Source organism: Phyllobacterium sp. SL163 (genome assembly GCF_049896885.1).
GTDB classification, from domain to species: Bacteria; Pseudomonadota; Alphaproteobacteria; order Rhizobiales; family Rhizobiaceae; genus Phyllobacterium; species Phyllobacterium calauticae.
In genome coordinates, this window is sequence record NZ_JAFCVE010000001.1 from 526,887 (window position 1) to 544,642 (window position 17,756).

Annotated in this window: 17 protein-coding genes; 7 read left to right on the forward strand and 10 right to left on the reverse strand. The window is 61.2% G+C overall.

The features are described 5' to 3' along the window. Positions 1 to 61: 61 nt before the first annotated feature. Positions 62 to 532 carry a GNAT family N-acetyltransferase gene (locus ACP7B1_RS02645; protein ID WP_288194854.1) on the reverse strand — a complete coding sequence of 157 codons (471 nt, stop codon included), beginning with the start codon at positions 530 to 532 and terminating at the stop codon, positions 62 to 64. Between the two features lie 104 nt (positions 533 to 636). On the opposite strand from ACP7B1_RS02645, the gene ACP7B1_RS02650 reads away from it, so the two are divergent. Continuing rightward, positions 637 to 1,374: a class I SAM-dependent methyltransferase gene (locus tag ACP7B1_RS02650; RefSeq protein ID WP_346305055.1), complete on the forward strand. Its 738-nt coding sequence runs from the start codon at positions 637 to 639 to the stop codon at positions 1,372 to 1,374. 64 nt (positions 1,375 to 1,438) lie between these two features. Here the strand turns inward: ACP7B1_RS02650 and rpmE are convergent, their stop codons facing one another. Beyond that, complete coding sequence (gene rpmE, locus ACP7B1_RS02655; RefSeq protein ID WP_130271002.1) at positions 1,439 to 1,660, reverse strand: 50S ribosomal protein L31; 222 nt, start codon at positions 1,658 to 1,660, stop codon at positions 1,439 to 1,441. A 206-nt stretch (positions 1,661 to 1,866) separates the two neighbouring features. Here rpmE and ACP7B1_RS02660 point away from each other — a divergent pair, with 206 nt between their 5' ends. Beyond that, entirely contained in the window at positions 1,867 to 3,672 is a 1,806-nt protein-coding gene (locus ACP7B1_RS02660; protein WP_346305054.1) for an ABC transporter transmembrane domain-containing protein, read from the forward strand. Positions 3,673 to 3,675: 3 nt separating this feature from the next. Here ACP7B1_RS02660 and ACP7B1_RS02665 read toward each other — a convergent pair whose 3' ends face one another. Then, positions 3,676 to 5,334 carry an FAD-binding dehydrogenase gene (locus ACP7B1_RS02665; RefSeq protein WP_346305053.1) on the reverse strand — a complete coding sequence of 553 codons (1,659 nt, stop codon included), beginning with the start codon at positions 5,332 to 5,334 and terminating at the stop codon, positions 3,676 to 3,678. A gap of 262 nt (positions 5,335 to 5,596) precedes the next feature. On the opposite strand from ACP7B1_RS02665, the gene ACP7B1_RS02670 reads away from it, so the two are divergent. Continuing rightward, entirely contained in the window at positions 5,597 to 5,947 is a 351-nt protein-coding gene (locus ACP7B1_RS02670) for a DUF1304 domain-containing protein (RefSeq protein ID WP_346305052.1), read from the forward strand. Here the strand turns inward: ACP7B1_RS02670 and ACP7B1_RS02675 are convergent. From ACP7B1_RS02675 to ACP7B1_RS02705, 7 genes are all read right to left on the reverse strand, one after another. After that, on the reverse strand, positions 5,944 to 6,975 hold the full coding sequence (locus ACP7B1_RS02675; protein ID WP_223613667.1) for a peptidoglycan -binding protein: 1,032 nt from the start codon (positions 6,973 to 6,975) through the stop codon (positions 5,944 to 5,946). The genes ACP7B1_RS02670 and ACP7B1_RS02675 overlap by 4 nt on opposite strands. A 2-nt stretch (positions 6,976 to 6,977) precedes the next feature. Then, entirely contained in the window at positions 6,978 to 8,000 is a 1,023-nt protein-coding gene (locus tag ACP7B1_RS02680; RefSeq protein WP_346305051.1) for a MotA/TolQ/ExbB proton channel family protein, read from the reverse strand. A 151-nt stretch (positions 8,001 to 8,151) separates the two neighbouring features. Further along, on the reverse strand, positions 8,152 to 8,943 hold the full coding sequence (locus tag ACP7B1_RS02685) for an inositol monophosphatase family protein (protein WP_346305050.1): 792 nt from the start codon (positions 8,941 to 8,943) through the stop codon (positions 8,152 to 8,154). A gap of 69 nt (positions 8,944 to 9,012) precedes the next feature. Next, positions 9,013 to 9,576, reverse strand: coding sequence for an elongation factor P (gene efp / locus ACP7B1_RS02690; protein ID WP_223613664.1), 564 nt, complete (start codon positions 9,574 to 9,576; stop codon positions 9,013 to 9,015). Between the two features lie 149 nt (positions 9,577 to 9,725). Then, a complete protein-coding gene (locus ACP7B1_RS02695) occupies positions 9,726 to 10,889 on the reverse strand; it encodes a M20 aminoacylase family protein (protein WP_403180599.1) in 1,164 nt (387 codons plus the stop codon). A gap of 50 nt (positions 10,890 to 10,939) precedes the next feature. Next, positions 10,940 to 12,016: a tetratricopeptide repeat protein gene (locus ACP7B1_RS02700; RefSeq protein WP_346308311.1), complete on the reverse strand. Its 1,077-nt coding sequence runs from the start codon at positions 12,014 to 12,016 to the stop codon at positions 10,940 to 10,942. Positions 12,017 to 12,020: 4 nt separating this feature from the next. Further along, positions 12,021 to 12,677, reverse strand: a complete 657-nt coding sequence (locus ACP7B1_RS02705; RefSeq protein WP_346308310.1) for a thiamine phosphate synthase — start codon at positions 12,675 to 12,677, stop codon at positions 12,021 to 12,023. Positions 12,678 to 12,913: 236 nt separating this feature from the next. Between ACP7B1_RS02705 and ACP7B1_RS02710 the strand changes: the two genes are divergently transcribed. From ACP7B1_RS02710 to ACP7B1_RS02725, 4 genes are all read left to right on the forward strand, one after another. Next, complete coding sequence (locus ACP7B1_RS02710) at positions 12,914 to 13,681, forward strand: sulfite exporter TauE/SafE family protein (RefSeq protein WP_346308309.1); 768 nt, start codon at positions 12,914 to 12,916, stop codon at positions 13,679 to 13,681. A 139-nt stretch (positions 13,682 to 13,820) separates the two neighbouring features. Continuing rightward, positions 13,821 to 15,044, forward strand: a complete 1,224-nt coding sequence (locus ACP7B1_RS02715; protein ID WP_346308308.1) for an OpgC family protein — start codon at positions 13,821 to 13,823, stop codon at positions 15,042 to 15,044. 99 nt (positions 15,045 to 15,143) lie between these two features. Next, a complete protein-coding gene (locus ACP7B1_RS02720) occupies positions 15,144 to 16,790 on the forward strand; it encodes an acyl-CoA synthetase (protein ID WP_426136408.1) in 1,647 nt (548 codons plus the stop codon). Between the two features lie 360 nt (positions 16,791 to 17,150). Next, a complete protein-coding gene (locus ACP7B1_RS02725; protein WP_426136507.1) occupies positions 17,151 to 17,681 on the forward strand; it encodes a DUF1465 family protein in 531 nt (176 codons plus the stop codon). Positions 17,682 to 17,756 lie beyond the last annotated feature (75 nt).

Here is a 17,756-nt window from a genome sequence, read left to right on the forward strand (position 1 = left end):
GCCGGTTGCAGACCAGTGGGCTTTTTATTTGCGCTCAAGGTAAGTGACGCGGAAGAAAAACTCAGGCGTAGCGGGGGATGGGCTTGCTCATATGCACGGCGATGCCGCCCAGGAAGGGTTCCTCGCGGTCGATGGTGTAGCCAAGCTTCAGGTAGAGCGCGACGTTCTCGGCAAACATCTTGTTGGTGTAAAGCCGCAGTTTGCGCAAACCGAGCGAGCCGGCAAGTGCCTCCGCGTGGGTGAGGAGCAGCCTGCCATAACCGCGACCCTGAAAGGCCGGTGCGACGGCGACGTTCTCGATCAGGAGACAACCGGATTCCCGGATCATTTCGATGAGGCCCGCCAGTTCGCCATCGGCGTAGAGAAGGTCGACAAGATGGTGCTGGACGGCATGTTCGTAGTTGGCACCCATCGGTTTGGGTTCGCGGCCGATCACCGGTATCCACTTGGCATAGGACGCGCGAACGAGGTTGCGGACGGCGTCTGCATCGTCAATGGTTGCCCGTACGAGTTTTTCGTGTCCGCTCCGCATGATGTTCTCCGCGCCAGATGGTGGGGGCAGCAAACATGGTTTCGGGCGCGGGGACAAGGACATGGATGCAATCTTTGTGCAAAGACAGGACGGACGGCAACCGCATGCTGGATGATATCTACACGAATGGTGAACTTGCCGCGCTTTATGACAGCCTGAACCCGGCAGGGGAGGACAGTGCATTCTATCTGCGCAGCGCCGGAAGGCCGAAGCGCGTGCTTGATCTTGGCTGCGGCACGGGCCTCCTCGCCTGCATGCTGGCGGCGCGCGGCCATGCGGTCACGGGCGTCGAACCGGCGCGGACAATGCTGGACATCGCACGGAGCAGGGAAGGCGGCGGAGCCGTCACCTGGATCGAGGCGGATGCGCGGTCGCTGGATCTGGGCGAGCGCTTCGATCTGATCATCATGACCGGCCACGTCTTCCAGGTGTTCCTCACCGATGACGACGTGCATGCCGTCTTGAGGGCTGCCCATGCGCATCTGGCAAAGGAGGGGCGGCTGATATTCGAAAGCCGCAATCCGGCGGTGAAGGCATGGGAAAGCTGGACGCCGGAGCAGACGGCCCGGACGGTGTCAGTCGCCGGCGTGGGAGAGGTCGGTGTCCAACACCGGCTGATCGCGGTGAATGGCGATCGGGTTGCTTTCGAGACGGATCATGTTTTTCACAGGACGGGGAAAACGCTGGCCAATGCCAGCACCCTGCGCTTTCTGTCCCAGGCGGACATCGGCACGCATCTGCGGGACGCGGAATTTACCCGAACCGCGTGGTATGGCGATTGGGTCGAAGGCCCGGTTCTGCCGGAAAGCCGCGAACTCATCATTGTCGCGGAGCGGGACTGATCGCGCCAAAGCAAAACGGCCCCGCGTGAGCGGAGCCGTTTTGAAATCCGGTGTGCCGAAGGGATTAAATACCCAGATTGGCGAAACGGCTCTTGAACTTGGAAACGCGGCCGCCACGGTCGGTGAGCTGCTGCGAACCGCCGGTCCATGCGGGATGCGTGGTCGGATCGATATCGAGGTTCATCGTATCGCCTTCCTTGCCCCATGTGGAACGGGTCAAGTATTCGGTGCCGTCTGTCATCACAACCTTGATGGTGTGGTAGTCTGGATGAATATTGGCTCTCATCTGTCTTATCCTGAACTTAAGGGGCACAAAACCAGAGCCACACAGGGTGCGGAGGGCCGGTTCGGAGCCGATTGGTAGAGATGAAGCCAAACGTCACAGAAACGTGGGCTTCCAAAACTGTTGGCGAGCCTATACATCAGCCTTAAAACAATAACAAGGCCATCCGGCAGCAAAGTCACGATGCGATACAGGAAGACTTGAAAAATATGGCCGACACGGCTTACGCAGAAGCAGAAAAGAAACGGCGCTCGCTCAAGCCGCTGCAGCGCATCTTCCCCTATATGTCCCGATACAAGGGTATGGTGATCGGCGCTCTGATCTCGCTGAGCATTGCAGCGGTGACGACGCTCATCCTTCCGCTGGCGGTGCGCCGGATGATCGATCACGGCTTTTCCGGCTCGAACGGCGCCTTTATCGACAATTATTTCGGCATGCTGATCGTTCTGGCGGCCGCGCTCGCCGTTGCATCCGCCGGGCGCTATTACTTCGTCATCACGCTCGGCGAGCGGATTGTTTCGGATCTGCGCCGCGATGTTTTCGCGCACCTCACCAAATTGTCACCGGCCTTTTTCGACAGCACGCAGTCGGGTGAAATCGTCTCGCGGCTGACGGCGGACACCACGCAGATCAAATCGGCCGTAGGCGCCACCGCCTCCATTGCCCTGCGCAACCTCATTCTGGCTTTCGGCGCGATCGTCATGATGGTCATCACCAGTGCCAAACTGTCCGGGCTGGTGATTGCCGCCATTCCCGTGATCATCATCCCGCTGGTCGCCTTCGGCCGGTCGGTGCGCCGCCGTTCGCGCAATGCCCAGGACACGCTGGCCAATGCCACGGCCTATGCCAGCGAATCCATCATCTCCGTGCGCACCCTGCAGGCCTTCACCAACGAGGCGCTGGCGACGGGGCGGTTCGGCTCCGCCGTCGAGGATGCCTTTGCCGCGGCCCGTTCTTCGGTCAAGGCGCGCGCCGTGCTGACGGCCTTTGCGATCTTCATGATCTTTTCCAGTGTCGTGGCCGTGCTCTGGTTCGGTTCGCGTGACGTTTTGGCCGGAACCATCACGCCGGGTACGCTCGGTCAGTTCCTGCTCTATGCGGTGTTTGCCGCCGGGGCGCTCGGGGCGCTGTCCGAGGTCTGGGGCGAGCTGTCGCAGGCATCCGGCGCGGCGGAACGGCTGATGGAAATCATGGCGGAAAAGCCCGCCATTGCCACGCCGCTCAACCCCGTGGCGCTGCCGGAACCGCCGGTCGGTTCCGTTGTTTTCAGGGATGTCCGCTTCAACTATCCGACGCGGCCCGATGCTCCGGCATTGCGCGGTCTCGATTTCGCGGTCAAGCCGGGCGAGACTGTCGCCATTGTCGGGCCCTCCGGCGCTGGCAAGAGTACGGTGTTTTCGCTGCTGCTGCGCTATTACGACCCGGTGTCGGGCAGCATCCGGGTGGATGGCGTCGATCTGCGCGAAGCCGATCCTGCGGTGGTGCGGTCGCGCATTGCCATCGTGCCGCAGGATACGACCATCTTTGCCGCGACGGCGCGGGAGAATATCGGCTTCGGCCGGCCGGGCGCCAGCACCGCCGACATCGAGGCGGCAGCCAGAGCAGCGCTCGCCCATGACTTTATCGAAGCGCTCGACCACGGTTATGCGACGCAGGTTGGCGAACGTGGCGTGACGCTGTCCGGCGGTCAGCGCCAGCGAATCGCCATTGCGCGGGCGATCCTGCGCGATGCGCCGATCCTGCTGCTGGATGAAGCGACGTCGGCTCTCGACGCGGAAAGTGAAATTCTGGTGCAGAAGGGTCTCGAACACCTGATGCAGGGGCGCACGACGCTGGTCATCGCGCACCGGCTGGCAACGGTCCTCAAGGCGGACCGCATTCTTGTCATGGATGACGGCCGCATCGTCGAGGAAGGCACGCACCAGAGCCTCGTCAAGAAGAACGGGATCTATGCAAACCTTGCCAAGCTGCAGTTCGAAGCAGGTGCAGACGCATTCAAAGGCGCGGCCGAGTAAATTTCAGCCTCTGCCCGCCGCCGCCCGACCGGCGGACCGGCCGGAAAAGATGCAGCCGCCGAGAAAGGTGCCTTCCAGCGCGTTGTAGCCCTGATAGCCGCCGCCGCCGAAGCCAGCGGCTTCGCCTGCGGCATAAAGGCCGGGAACAGGCGCGCCCGCAGCATCCAGCACCTGTGACTTCAGATTGGTGTGCAGGCCGCCGAGTGTCTTGCGCGTCAGGATATTGAGCCGCACGGCAATCAGCGGACCAGCCTTCGGATCGAGTATCCGGTGCGGTTTGGCGATGCGGGTCAGCCGGTCGCCGATATAATTCTGCGCGCCGCGCATGGCGGTGACCTGCGCATCCTTGGCATATTTGTTGCCGATCTGGCGGTCGCGCGCCTCGATCTGGTATCGGAGATGGTCGTGGTCGATCAGGTTGTCGCCGGCCAGCGCGTTCATGCCCTTGACCAGATCCTGCAGGTTGTCACGCACGACAAAGTCCTCACCGTGCTGCTTGAAAGCCTCCACCGGTGGCGGCGCGCCCTTGCCGAGGCGGTTCTTCAGGAGCAGCTTCCAGTCCTTGCCCGTCATGTCAGGGTTCTGTTCGGAACCGGACAGGGCAAACTCCTTCTCGATGATTTTCTGTGTCAGCACGAACCAGGAATAGTCGTATCCGGTCGACAGGATGTGCTTGAGCGTTCCCAGCGTATCGAAACCCGGAAAGTAAGGCGCCGGGAAGCGATTGCCCCTGGCGTCGAACCACAGCGACGAGGGGCCGGGCAGAATGCGGATGCCGTGGTTCGGCCAGATAGGGTTCCAGTTCCTGAGGCCCTCCGTGTAGTGCCACATGCGGTCCGCGTTGATGACGCTGCCGCCGGCTTTCACCGTGATGTCGATCATCCGGCCGTCCACATGGTGCGGCACGCCGACAACCATATTCTCGGGCGGATTGCCAAGCCGGTCGCGCGGCCAGTTGCGCTTGACCAGCTCGGGATTGCCGCCGATGCCGCCCGACGTGACGATCACGGCCGGCGCCGACAGTTCAAAACTGCCTGCCACCTCACGTCCCGACTGCTGGCCGCGCTCCGCCGTCGACGGCTCCAGCACATCGCCGCTGACACCGGTCACGGCACCGTTGGTCGTCACCAGCGCATTGACGCGGTGGCGGCATTTGAGCGTGATCAGGCCCTTGGCAACGGCATCGCGCAGCAGGCGTTCGAACGGCGCGACGACGCCGGGGCCCGTGCCCCAGGTCAGGTGAAAGCGCGGGACCGAATTGCCGTGACCGTTCGCCAGCGCGCCGCCGCGCTCCGCCCAGCCGACAATCGGGAACCAGCGCATTCCGAGCGAATGCAGCCAGCTGCGCTTTTCGCCGGCGGCGAATTGCAGATAGGCATCGGCCCATTGTTTCGGCCAGTGATCCTCGGCACGGTCGAACTGTGCCGAACCCAGCCAGTCCTGCCGCGCGAGTTCGAAGGAATCGCGGATGCCGAGCCTGCGCTGTTCCGCGCTGTCAATGAAGAACAGGCCGCCAAGCGACCAGAAGGCTTGCCCGCCGACGGAGTTCTCGCCTTCCTGTTCGAGAAGGATGACTTTCTTGCCCGCCTGTGCCAATTCGTTTGCGGCGACGAGCCCCGACAATCCGGCCCCAACGATGATCGCATCGGCATCCATTGCCATTCGCCCCTCCCAGTGGTCCGATTCTGACATTTGCAATCCTTTGATACAGCCATTCAGGCAAATGTCAGAATCAAAGGACCACTGATAAATATGAGATTCTAGTGGAACTTTGAATTTGACATTCGCATGTTGCGCGTGATGTCAAATGGGAGGCGAATGTCAAATTCGTTCCACTAGTGCTTTGCTCGCTGCATGATTGCGCGGCTCAGGTTGGCGCGCAAGGGTGGAAAGCGGGACAGCAAGGAGTGAAAAGGGGACAGGGATGATTGCGAACATTCTCATCGGGCTGGTTGCCCTTCTGCACGTCTATTTCATGTATCTGGAAATGGTGGTGTGGGATAAGCCGCTGGGGCTGAAAACCTTCCGGCTGACGCCGGAATTCGCCGCCGCATCCAGGGCGCTCGCGCTCAATCAGGGCCTCTACAACGGGTTTCTCGTTGCCGGACTGATCTGGGGGCTGTGGCTGGGCCAGGCGGGCTTTGCCATCAAGGTCTTCTTCCTCGGCTGCGTTGTTGTCGCCGGGATCGTCGGTGCACTCACCGTCAATCGCCGCATCTTCTTCGTGCAGGGCGTGCCGGCGATTGTCGCGCTGGCAGCCTTGCTCCTGCTCTAGCGCTCCGTCAGCTTGAGCTCGATACGGCGGTTGCGCGAACGCACTTCCGGCGTATCGCCCGGCTCCAGTGGCTGGAACTCGCCGAAACCCGCCGCCACAAGGCGGTTGGCGGAAACGCCGTTGGCGATGAGGAACTTCACCACGGAAATGGCGCGCGCGGCGGAAAGATCCCAATTGTCCTTGAACTGGCCGGTGCCCGAGAGCGCCACATTGTCCGTATGGCCGTCGACGCGCAGAACCCAGTTGATGTCATCGGGGATTTCCTTCTGCAGGTCGATCAAGGCCAAAGCCAGCTTCTTCATTTCCTCGCTGCCTGCCTCGTTCAGCACTGCCTGACCCGATGGGAACAGCACTTCGGACTGGAAGACAAAGCGGTCGCCGACAATGCGGATATTCTCGCGGTCGGACAGGATTTCACGCAGGCGGCCGAAGAAATCGGAGCGGTAGCGGTTGAGTTCCTGCACGCGCTGGGCGAGCGCGACGTTCAGCCGTTTGCCGAGATCGGCAATCTTGGCATTGGATTCCTTGTCGCGGGATTCCGAGGCGTTGAGGGCTTCCTCCAGCGCGCCGATCTGCTTGCGCAACGCCAGTATCTGCTGGTTGAGAATTTCCACCTGCGACAGGGCACGCGCGCTCAGCTGCTTTTCGTTTTCGAGGCCCGCGGTGAGGTCGCTGATCTTGCCTTCCGCAGCCGCACCGGCACCTGCGCCCTGCGACAGCATCGACTGCAGCCGCGACTGCTCGCTCTGCGCCTTGGTCAGCGATGCCTGCAGGTTGGCAATGGTGTCTTCCAGATCCTGCTTGTTGCCCTGTTCGAGCGACAGCATCTGGGTCAATTCATTGATCTGCGAATTCAGGCGGTTGAGCACGGCATCCTTGCCGGTGATCTCCTGGCTGAGCAGGAACTGCGCCAGCACGAAAACCGACAGCAGAAACATGATCGCCAGCAGCAATGTCGACAGGGCATCGACGAAGCCGGGCCAATAATCCACATGACGGATAGCGCGGCGGGTGCGACCGAGCGCCATTCTCAGTTGTCCCTGCGGCGGGCGACGGAGTCGCTGAGCTTGGCGAGGGTTTCGCGCATGGATTTCTGTTCTTCAGCCTGTTTTTCCACCCAGTCGCGCATCATCTGTTGTTCGGAGCGCATGTTCTTGACCAGGCCCTGGATGCCTTCGGCGAGGCTGGCCAGCGCGGCGGTCGTGCGCTGGCTGGAGCCGCCGGTCTCCTGGATGTTCTGCAGGCGCTCGGAGAGTGAGCGCAGTTCGTCCGACGTGCCGCTGTTGACGCCATCGAGCGCATGCAGGTCCGATCCGAGGTCGGTGACGCTGGACAGCCAGTTTTCCAGTTCGGTGTAGAAGCGGTTCTGGGCGCGGCCCGCCTGCAGGTCGAGAAAGCCGAGGACAAGCGAGCCGGAAAGGCCGAACAGCGAGGACGAGAACGCGGTGCCCATGCCCTTGAGCGGCGATTGCAGGCCGGCCTTGAGCGCATCGAGGACGCCGTTCGCATCGCCGGCGCGCGGATCGAGCGACTGGATGGTCTGGCCGATGGAGCCGATGGTTTCCAGAAGGCCCCAGAACGTGCCGAGCAGACCGAGAAACACCAGAAGGCCAATGAGGTAACGCGAGACATCGCGCGTTTCATCGAGGCGGGTGGCGATGGAATCGAGCATGGAGCGCATGGCATTGGTCGACAGCGCCATGGACTGGCGCCGTCCGATCAGGGCGCGCATGGGAGCCAGCATCACCGGCTTGGAATTGGGATCCGAATTGCCCTGCCGGAAGGAATTGACCCAGCGCACCTCCGGAAACAGCCGGATCACCTGTCCGAACCCCAAGAGAATACCGACGATCAGCACGCCGATGATCAGGCCGTTGAGGCCGGGGTTGGTGGTGAAGAACACGGAAATCTGGCGAAAGAGAATGGCGGCGAGAAAGGCGACAATGGCCAGGAAGATCGCCATCGACAGAAGCACAAGCCGCGGGCTGGACAGCCGGTACGGGTCATAATCGTCACCGTCCATGACCCGGCGGGTTGAACTGAAATCAGCCATTGCATCGTCTCCGCATTCGCCACGCACCAAGCAACCTCGTTCGCGTCACTGGACGAACGGAAATCGCACAAACCCAAATCGGTTTGTGCGACCCTAACCGAAATCAAGGTAAAAATGGAAGGTGCAATGCGGCCGGCGCGCCGGATATTGTTCAGATCGGCTTCTTGAGTGTCTTCAGCAGCGCCCGCTGAATGGCTTCATTGCCGGCGACGATCGATTTGCTTTCGACCACATCCTGGCTGCCGTCGAAATCGGTGACAAAGCCGCCAGCCTCGCGCACCATGATGATGCCTGCGCCCGTATCCCAAGGGGAGAGGCCGTCTTCCCAGAAACCGTCGAAGCGGCCTGCCGCGACGGCGGCCAGATCGAGCGCTGCCGCGCCCATGCGGCGGATGCCGGAAACCTCGCCCATGACATTGCGCAACTGCACGAGATAATCGCCGTGATGACCGCGGCCGAGATGCGGCACGCCCGTGCCGATGACAGAATCGACCAGCTTGATGCGGCCGGAGACGCGCAGGCGGCGATCATTGAGGAAGGCGCCGCCGCCGCGCTCGGCGGTGTAAAGCTCATCCATGGCAGGGTTGAAGATCACGCCGGCGACGATCTGGCCCTGACGTTCCAAGGCGATGGAAACCGCGAACAGCGGAATGCCGTGCAGGAAGTTGGTGGTGCCGTCGAGCGGATCGACCAGCCAGCGATGCTGGCTGTCGGTGCCTTCGACCGTACCGGTTTCTTCCATCAGGAAACTGTAGTCGGGACGGGCCCGGCGCAGTTCGGCATAGATGATTTCTTCGGCCTTGCGGTCGGCCTGGCTGACATAATCGCCGGGACCTTTCAGCGAAACCTGCAGATTCTGCACTTCGCCGAAATCGCGCGCCAGGGAGCGGCCAGCCTTCATAGCTGCCTGCACCATTACATTGAGGATCGCTGAACGCGCCATTTCAGGTCATTCTCCGTCTGAATTCGTTGATGCGGGCGCCATTCTTAAGCGGCGCCCGATAATGCCTGCTTAGTCAGCGCGGCGGACGTAGGTCAGTTCGTTGGTGTCAACGATGATGCGCTCGCCCGACGAGATGAATGGCGGAACCAGAACGCGAATGCCGTTTTCAAGCACGGCAGGCTTGTAGGATGAAGCCGCCGTCTGGCCCTTGACGACCGGGTCTGCCTCGGTGATGGCGAGCGTGACGTAATCCGGCAGCGAAATGCCGATCGGACGTTCGTCGTAAAGTTCGACAGTGACCATCATGCCGTCCTGCAGGAACGCCGCGCGGTCGCCGACGAAATCCTTCTGCAGCTCGAGCTGCTCGTAGCTGGCGGTGTCCATGAATATAAGTGCGTCGCCCTGTTCGTAGAGGAAGGAGAAATCCTTCTGTTCGAGGCGGACCTTTTCGACGGTTTCAGCGGCGCGGAAGCGCTCGTTGAGCTTGGTGCCGTTGAGGAGGTTCTTCAGTTCGACCTGGTTGTAGGCGCCGCCCTTGCCGGGCTTGACTGCGTTCGTCCTGACGGCGACCCAGAGGCTGCCATCATGCTCGATCACATTGCCAGGACGGATTTCATTGCCGTTGATTTTCATTTGTTTATCCGGATTGGTGTTGGAAACCGGGCGCCGACGTCTCGGCGGCAGCCGATATTGGCGCCTCCAAGACCACAAAATCGCGCGATAGGCAAGAGAAAGCGCAAAAAGAGCCGGGTATGGCCCTTTTCGCAGCTAAGCCTCCGGAACTAGGCGGCGAGCGCCGTTTCCGCCACGGAAACCCAATAGCTGATGCCGTAAGGAATGGCATCGTCGTTGAAATCATAGGCTGAATTGTGCAGGGCCGCCGTGTCGCCATTGCCAAGGAAAATGAAGGCGCCGGGCCGCTTTTCCAGCATGTAGGAAAAATCTTCGGCACCCATGACCGGCGGCATGTTGGTATTCACCGCGCTGTCGCCGGCAATCAGCTGCGCGACACCCGTGGCAAAATCCGTCTCGCGGTCATGGTTGAACGTGACCGGATAGCCCTGATCATACTTGACTTCCGCCCGTGCACCGAAAATGGCAGCCGTGGCTTCGGCCACTTCGGTCACGCGCTTGCGGGCGAAGTCGCGCACATCTGGCATCAGCGTGCGCACCGTACCCGAAAGGGTCACGGCGTTCGGAATGACATTGGTCGCATCGCCGCCGTGAATCATCGCCACCGAGATGACCAGCGACTTGAGCGGGTCGGTTTCACGCGACACCAGTGACTGCAGGGCGAGAACCGTATGGGCGGAGACGACCACGGGATCGACTGTCGTATGCGGCTTGGCGGCATGGCCGCCGCGGCCGATGACCTTGATCTCGAATTCGTCGGTGGCCGCCATGATGGAGCCCTTGCGCAGGGCGAACTGGCCGACGGGCAGACCTGGCGCATTGTGCATGCCATAGACTTCCTTGATCGAGAACCGGTCCATCAGGCCGTCATTGATCATGGCCAGCGCGCCCGCGCCGCCTTCTTCGGCGGGCTGGAAGATGACCGCGACCGAGCCCTTGAAGTTGCGGGTTTCGGTAAGATACTGCGCCGCGCCGAGCAGCATGGCGGTGTGGCCGTCATGGCCGCAGGCGTGCATCTTGCCCTTGGTCTTCGAGGCCCACGGCTTGCCGCTGGCTTCAAGAATCGGCAGGGCATCCATATCGGCGCGCAGGCCGATCACCGGTCCATCGCCATGGCGGCCGCGGATGATCCCGACCACGCCGGTCTGGCCGATGCCGGTATCGACACTGTCGCAGCCGAAGGAGCGCAGCTTGTCCGCGACAAAACGGGAGGTTTCATGCACGTCGTAAAGGATTTCCGGATTCTCATGCAGATGCCGGCGCCATTCGGCGACATTCGGTTGCATTTCATGAACTCGGTTGATCAACGGCATGGTGAAGTTCCCTTTCTGATCGTGTCGCGCACTGCAAGTCCGGCTGCCGGTCAGCGCATCCTGTTGGCTTCCGTCAGGGCGGCCTTTATCTGGTCGTCGTCGAGGCCGTCCATGAAAGAGTCAAGTTCGGGGTCGGTCAATCCGGCCCGTCTGGCGACCATGTACCAGGCGGCTGCCTTGACCGAGTCACCTTCCACGCCAAGGCCCTGATAGTAAAGCTTTGCCAGCTGTGCCTGTGCTGCGACATTACCGCCTACGGCGGCGCGCAGGGTCCAGCCGAAACCCGACACATAATCGCGCGGCCCGCCGCGCCCCTCGACCAGCCAGCGGCCAAGATCGAGCTGCGCCGTGTCGTAGCCGCGATTTGCCGCCTTGGCGAGATATTCCCGGGCCTTGGCGTCGTCGCGCGGAACGGCGAGCGTGCCGTTGGAAAGGATCTGGCTGACCGCATAGCTGCCATCGGGCAGGCCCTGTGCCGCTGCCTTAAGGAACCAGGGATAGGCATTGTCGATGCCGATGTCGCCGGGGTGCTCCTGCAGCAGGATCTGGCCGTAATTGAACTGGGCCATGGCGTTGCCGCCGTCGGCGGCAGCCTTCATCAGCGTTTTGGCCTTGGCCGGATCCTTGGGGGCATATTTGCCCTGGAGCAGGATCGCGCCATAGCGGAACTGGGCTTCGGGAACACCCTGGTCGGCGGCCTTGCCGTACCATTTGGCCGATTCGGGCAGGTTGACCGGTATGCCGAGGCCGCGGGCAAGCATGTCGGCCACCAGCACCTGGGCGGCGCCATCGCCATTTTCCGCGCGCGGCAGGGCGAGATTGTAGGCCGTCTTGTACAGGCCGCGCTGGTAGGCGCCGAATGCCTCGTCCACTGCTCCCTTGCCGAAGCGCGTCGGGTTGACGATGTCGACCGCCGGATCGCTGGCGAGTTTCGGCCTGTCATGCTTGGGGGTTGTCTGCGGCGTTTCCAGGTGCTGGGGCGCGTCGGTCGGCGCGGATGTCACCGAAGGCGCCTGGCTTGTTGCGGGTGCCGGAGCCGTCTGGGCCGTGGCGCCATGCGTCAGGGCCGGGAAGGCTGCAAGCACGGCCGCGACGGCGCAAACGAGGTTTGCGGATTTTGCTCCCATGGGCCTATTCCTCAAATCGCGGCGCGTGCTCGTCGAGCAGCCGGTTCGCTTCCTTGATGGCGTCCGCCGGTTTGTCGCTGCCGAAAACCGCCGCACCAAGGGCAATGAACTCCGCCCCGGTTGCGGCCGCGTCGGTGATGCTTTCCAGCGTGTTGCCCGCCTGGACGATGCAGGGGATCTCGATCATCGATGCCCACCAGTCCGCCAGTTCGACATTGCGCGGATGGGCTTCGGGTGTCGTATCCGCGCCAATCTTGCCGAACAGGACATAATCCGGCTGGGCTTCGCCGATTTCCAGCGCCGTGTGCCGGTTCTTGATATTGCCGGTCCCGACGATCAGTTTGGGGGAAAAGCGCTCGACATTGGCAGCAAGATCGCTGGCCGGGCCTTCGAGATGCAGTCCGTCGGCCTTGACCCGTCCGGCAACCTGCGTGTTGCCGACGATGATGGCGGCAGCGCCCGCATTCTGAATGATCGGAACGGCGGCTTCGGCCATGGTCTGGAACAGGGTTTCGTCCGTCTCGTAGGCGGGCAAAAGCACGGAGGCGACATCGCCGCCGGACAAGGCTTCGCTGAGTTTCCTGGCCAGTTCGTCGGCAGTCGCGGCCGGAGGCGCGATCAGAACGATACGGCAGCGTTGGGGTGTTTGTTCGTTGTTCATGGGCTGCAACCTTACAATCGTTCTCTATAGAATGGGCAATCGTGATGGAATTCGGGCATAGAGGATGGCCGTTCATTTGAACAGCCTTTTCGATGATCCAAGCCATCACACCCTGTTGCATATTAGTCTTACGACGTAATTACTTAGTAGCAAACAGGCACATGTTGCCAAAAAGCATTTTTCAAATGCCGCGGTGATCGGCTAGAGATGGAAGGCCCTCCTTGTGGATTTCCATCATGCACGATCTCCTGTTGAACCCATGGTTCTATGCTGCCGCCGTTCCGGCCACGATCCTGATCGGGCTGTCGAAGGGCGGCCTTGGCGGGGCCATGGGGCAGGTGGGGGTGCCGTTGATGGCGCTGGTGATGCCGCCGGTGCAGGCGGCCGCCATCATGCTGCCGATCCTCATCATCATGGATGTTGCCAGCCTGTGGAGCTGGCGCGGTTACCGCGATGCGAAAACCCTCAAGCTGATGCTGCCGGGCGCCTTCCTCGGCATTGGCATAGGCTGGCTGACCGCATCGGTGGTGACCGACGACATGGTCAAGCTCATTGTCGGTGCTGTCGCGATCATCTTTTTTGCCCGTTATGTCTTTGCAAGTGCCGCCAAACGCGCCACCGCACAACCGCACAATGCCGGCGCTGCAACCTTCTGGTCGACCATCGCCGGGTTCACAAGTTTCGTCGCCCATGCGGGCGGCCCGCCCTATCAGGTCTACGCCCTGCCGCTGCGCCAGGATCCGAAGGTTTACAATGGCACGAGCGTGATTTTCTTCGCGATCGTCAATGCCGTGAAGGTCATCCCGTATTTTGCCCTGGGGCAGTTCGATGCCGAGAACCTCAAGGCGGCGGCGGTTCTGGTGCCCATCGCGCCGCTGGCGACCTTTGCCGGCGCGTGGATCGTCAAACGCATGCGGCCGGAGGTGTTCTATCCCTTCATGTACATCATGATCCTATTGATGGGATTGAAGCTTTCCTACGATGGATTAGCCGCCTTGTTATAATGATGAACGAAAGTTGATCAGCCGAATCGCAACTTTCCCACTATGTAAACATTATCAACTGCAACCGTCGGACCAACGCTCCCTCACGAGGCCGGGAGTGCTGTGATTGAATATTGCATGACAGGAATTGGTGAACGCTATGACACAGACGCAGCTCAAACAGCGGGATACCCGCATTGATGTCTTCCGGGCTTTGGCACTGCTGACCATCTTCATCAATCATGTGCCGGGAACCGTTTTCGAACATCTCACCCACAGGAATTTCGGATTTTCTGACTCGGCCGAGGCCTTTGTGCTGATCTCCGGCATTTCCGTTGGTCTTGCCTATGGGGCCAAATTTGAACCGGGCAGCCGCTTCCTGATCACGCTGAAGGCATGGCGCCGGGCGGCGACGCTGTACAGCGCCCATATCCTGACGACGGTCGCTACGCTTGCGATCTTCTGTGCCGCCGGGCTTTATCTCAACCGCCCGGAATTCATGTCCTTCATCAATATCGGGCCGTTGATGGACAGCCCGGCCGAGGCGCTCATCGGCCTTGCGACGATGGGGCATCAGCTCGGCTATAACAATATCCTGTCGATGTACGGCGTGCTGCTGCTCATGCTGCCGCTGTTCCTGTTCCTCGCCAATATCAACCTGTCGCTGATGGTCGGGGCGTCCGGGCTCCTGTGGCTGGTGTCGGGTGTCTACCGGATTGCACCGCCGAATTACCCGACCGAAGGCGTCTGGTTTCTCAACCCGTTGTCATGGCAGTTCCTGTTCGTCATCGGCATCGCCGGTGTGATGCATGTGCGCCGGGGCGGGCGAATCCCGTTCAACAAATACCTGTTCGGTGTCGCGGTCGGCTATATCCTGCTGGCGTTGATCTGGGTGCGGGTACCGCTGTGGGGCGTCAATACATCAATGGGATTGCCCATGGTGATCACCGGTTTCGACAAGACGTTCCTGTCGCTGACCCGCCTGGCGCATATCCTGGCGATCGCCTATGTCATCGTCTCGGTACCGGCCATTTCCAACCTGGCGCGGACGCCGGAAGATCACCCGCTCGCCATCCTCGGCAAGCATTCGCTGCCGGTGTTTGTTGCCGGAACGATCCTTGCCATGGTCGCGCAGATCGTCAAGGTGATGAACCCCGGCGACGAGCTGGATGACACGCTGCTGATCGCCAGCGGAATCATGGCGCAGTTTGCCCTGGCGCATTACCTGGAATGGCTGCCAAGCATCGGATGGGGCAACGCGCGTCCTGCCCAGCAGCAGGTGCAGCCGGTGAAATCGAAGCTGGTGATTGCCGGCCGGCCGGTCAATGCCGCCGCGATGAGTTCAGGCATGAAATCCGGAACCGCCAAGTCGGCGGTCTCCTGACCGCCCGCACCGGCTTTTGCCGGGTGGCCCGGAAAAACCGATAGCCATCGTTTGCTGGCTTGGTCTAAGCTTTGCCCATGGAAGCGTTGGGAGGCGTGCATGGGTGGAATCTTTGATCGTGATCTTGAGCGCAATGCGGCCAATTACCAGCCGCTGACGCCGCTGACCTATCTGGAACGGGCAGCGCGGGTCTATCCGTCGAGAACGGCGATCATCCATGGTGCGCAGCGCTTCGATTACGGCACGTTCTACCGCCGCACGCGGCAGCTGGCATCGGCACTGTCGCGCCGCGGCATCGGCAAGGGCGATACGGTCACGGTGATGCTGTCCAACACGCCGCCCATGCTGGAGGCGCATTTCGGCGTGCCGATGACGAAGGCTGTGCTGCATTCGATCAACACACGCCTCGACGCGGCGGTCATTGCGTTCCAGCTCGATCATGCGGAAACCAAGATCGCCATTGTCGATACGGAATTTTCCGGCGTTTTCCGCGAGGCGCTGGCACTTGCCAGGGTCAAGCCGCTGGTTATTGACTTCGTCGATACGCAATATCCCGCCGACGCACCCTATCCGCAGGGTGAGCCGTTCGGCGCGGTGGACTATGAGACCTTCGTTGCAGGCGGGGACCCGGATTACGCCTGGGCGCTGCCCGATGACGAATGGGATTCGATCACCCTCAACTATACATCCGGCACGACAGGCGATCCGAAGGGTGTTGTCTATCACCATCGCGGCGCGGCGCTGATGGGCTATGGCAATGTGGTGGCCTCCGGCATGGGGCGCTATCCCGTCTATCTGTGGACCCTGCCGATGTTCCACTGCAATGGCTGGTGTTTTCCATGGACGCTGGCCCTGCAGTTCGGCACCCATGTCTGCCTGCGCTGGGTGCGGGCAAAGCAGATCTACGACGCCATTGCCGATCTGGGTGTTACGCATCTGTGCGGGGCGCCGATTGTCATGTCGGTGCTGATCAATGCGGCTGACAAGGACAAGCGCGATTTCCCGCAAACGGTGACGTTCAACACGGCTGCCGCACCGCCGCCGGAATCCATTCTGGCCGGCATGGCCGAGGCGGGATTTGCGGTCACGCATCTCTATGGCCTGACAGAGACCTACGGCCCTGCCGTCGTCAATGAATGGCAGGATGAATGGGATGCGCTGGAGGCATCCTCGCGCACCGCCAAGAAGGCGCGGCAGGGCGTGCGCTATACGGCGCTCGAAGATCTGACGGTGCTCGATCCCGAAACCATGCAGCCCGTGCCGGCCGATGGCGAGACCATCGGAGAGGTGATGTTCCGCGGCAATATCGTCATGAAGGGGTACCTGAAAAATCGGCCGGCCAGCGATGCGGCCTTTTCAGGCGGCTGGTTCCACTCCGGCGATCTCGGCGTGATGTATCCGGACGGCTATATCCAGCTGAAGGACCGGTCGAAGGACATCATCATTTCCGGCGGCGAGAACATTTCATCCATCGAGGTGGAGGACGCGCTCTACAGGTTCCCGGCCGTGGCCGCCTGTGCTGTTGTGGCGCGGCCGGACGACAAGTGGGGCGAGACGCCGCTTGCCTTCGTCGAGTTGAAGCCGGGCCAGACGGCAACGGAAGAGGAGCTGATCGCCCATTGCCGCACCCTGCTGGCGCGCTTCAAGGTGCCGCGGCACGTGCTGTTCGAAGACATACCGAAGACATCGACCGGGAAAATCCAGAAGTTCGAGCTGCGCAAACGGGCCAGGCTGATGCTGGATTGAGGCGTTGCGGGGGCGGACTGATTGCAACTGCGCTGTCGGCTTTAACCACTTGTTAAGCATTACAAGCTATAAATTGATCATCCAGTTTTCTGGATTCTTACCAAGTGGTTTGGCCACTTTGTTTGACGCCTCCCTGTTAGACTCCTGAGAGCCGCCTCGTTTTGCGGCTCTTTTTTTGTGTTCATATCTCTGCTGCGGCCCTGACGTTAACCCTTTATTAAGGATAAACTTGCGCTCATGTGTGCATACGGGCAGGTTGATGGGGAATACTACCCGTTGGCCGTTGTGGTGATCCGCTTGCTGTCCCAGTAAGAGAGCGCTGCTTTGAGAATCAGCGGATTTTTAATGACAGGGCATGACATGGTTGAACAGGAATACCACGCTGACAATACAATCCGGCTGGCTGACCGCATGGTCCGCTCGGAAACGTTCAATCATATCTATGACGAAGGCATGGGTCTGGTCGAGGAGGCGGCTGCCTATCTCGACGGCGAAGGCCGGGCGGAAGCCAAACGGCTGAGCCGCGTTGCCGCCACGCTCTATGCGGCCGAATCCATGCGGCTGACGACGCGTCTCATGCAGGTTGCCTCGTGGCTGCTGTTGCAGCGCGCATCGCGCAGCGGAGAAATGACCCAGGAGCAGGTGCTGTCCGAAAAGGCGAAAGTGCGGCTCGATACGGATTCCGCCCCGGAAACCGTCGAAGGCTGGGACGAGATTCCCTTCGATTACTGTGATCTCGTGCACCGTTCGCTGCGCCTGCAGGCCCGCGTCCGCCAGATGGATGACGAGATCTATAATGAAGGCGCCAGCACGGCCCACAGGCGGATGCTGACGACCAACCCGGTCTCGGATCAGATCAGCCTGCTGGCCACCGCCTTCGCCCATCGGTGATGACAGCACGATAATCGTGCATAACAGGGCGGTTTGTTTCTCTTTTGTTCACCTTTCTGCTGTCAAGTTCCCTGA

Excerpts from the sequence above, each read along its gene's own strand:
- ACP7B1_RS02645 (WP_288194854.1), bottom strand. The coding sequence starts at position 532 with ATGCGGAGCGGACACGAAAAACTCGTACGGGCAACCATTGACGATGCA.
- ACP7B1_RS02650 (WP_346305055.1), top strand. The coding sequence starts at position 637 with ATGCTGGATGATATCTACACGAATGGTGAACTTGCCGCGCTTTATGAC.
- rpmE (WP_130271002.1), bottom strand. The coding sequence starts at position 1,660 with ATGAGAGCCAATATTCATCCAGACTACCACACCATCAAGGTTGTGATG.
- ACP7B1_RS02660 (WP_346305054.1), top strand. The coding sequence starts at position 1,867 with ATGGCCGACACGGCTTACGCAGAAGCAGAAAAGAAACGGCGCTCGCTC.
- ACP7B1_RS02665 (WP_346305053.1), bottom strand. The coding sequence starts at position 5,334 with ATGGCAATGGATGCCGATGCGATCATCGTTGGGGCCGGATTGTCGGGG.
- ACP7B1_RS02670 (WP_346305052.1), top strand. The coding sequence starts at position 5,597 with ATGATTGCGAACATTCTCATCGGGCTGGTTGCCCTTCTGCACGTCTAT.
- ACP7B1_RS02675 (WP_223613667.1), bottom strand. The coding sequence starts at position 6,975 with ATGGCGCTCGGTCGCACCCGCCGCGCTATCCGTCATGTGGATTATTGG.
- ACP7B1_RS02680 (WP_346305051.1), bottom strand. The coding sequence starts at position 8,000 with ATGGCTGATTTCAGTTCAACCCGCCGGGTCATGGACGGTGACGATTAT.
- ACP7B1_RS02685 (WP_346305050.1), bottom strand. The coding sequence starts at position 8,943 with ATGGCGCGTTCAGCGATCCTCAATGTAATGGTGCAGGCAGCTATGAAG.
- efp (WP_223613664.1), bottom strand. The coding sequence starts at position 9,576 with ATGAAAATCAACGGCAATGAAATCCGTCCTGGCAATGTGATCGAGCAT.
- ACP7B1_RS02695 (WP_403180599.1), bottom strand. The coding sequence starts at position 10,889 with ATGCCGTTGATCAACCGAGTTCATGAAATGCAACCGAATGTCGCCGAA.
- ACP7B1_RS02700 (WP_346308311.1), bottom strand. The coding sequence starts at position 12,016 with ATGGGAGCAAAATCCGCAAACCTCGTTTGCGCCGTCGCGGCCGTGCTT.
- ACP7B1_RS02705 (WP_346308310.1), bottom strand. The coding sequence starts at position 12,677 with ATGAACAACGAACAAACACCCCAACGCTGCCGTATCGTTCTGATCGCG.
- ACP7B1_RS02710 (WP_346308309.1), top strand. The coding sequence starts at position 12,914 with ATGCACGATCTCCTGTTGAACCCATGGTTCTATGCTGCCGCCGTTCCG.
- ACP7B1_RS02715 (WP_346308308.1), top strand. The coding sequence starts at position 13,821 with ATGACACAGACGCAGCTCAAACAGCGGGATACCCGCATTGATGTCTTC.
- ACP7B1_RS02720 (WP_426136408.1), top strand. The coding sequence starts at position 15,144 with ATGGGTGGAATCTTTGATCGTGATCTTGAGCGCAATGCGGCCAATTAC.
- ACP7B1_RS02725 (WP_426136507.1), top strand. The coding sequence starts at position 17,151 with ATGGTTGAACAGGAATACCACGCTGACAATACAATCCGGCTGGCTGAC.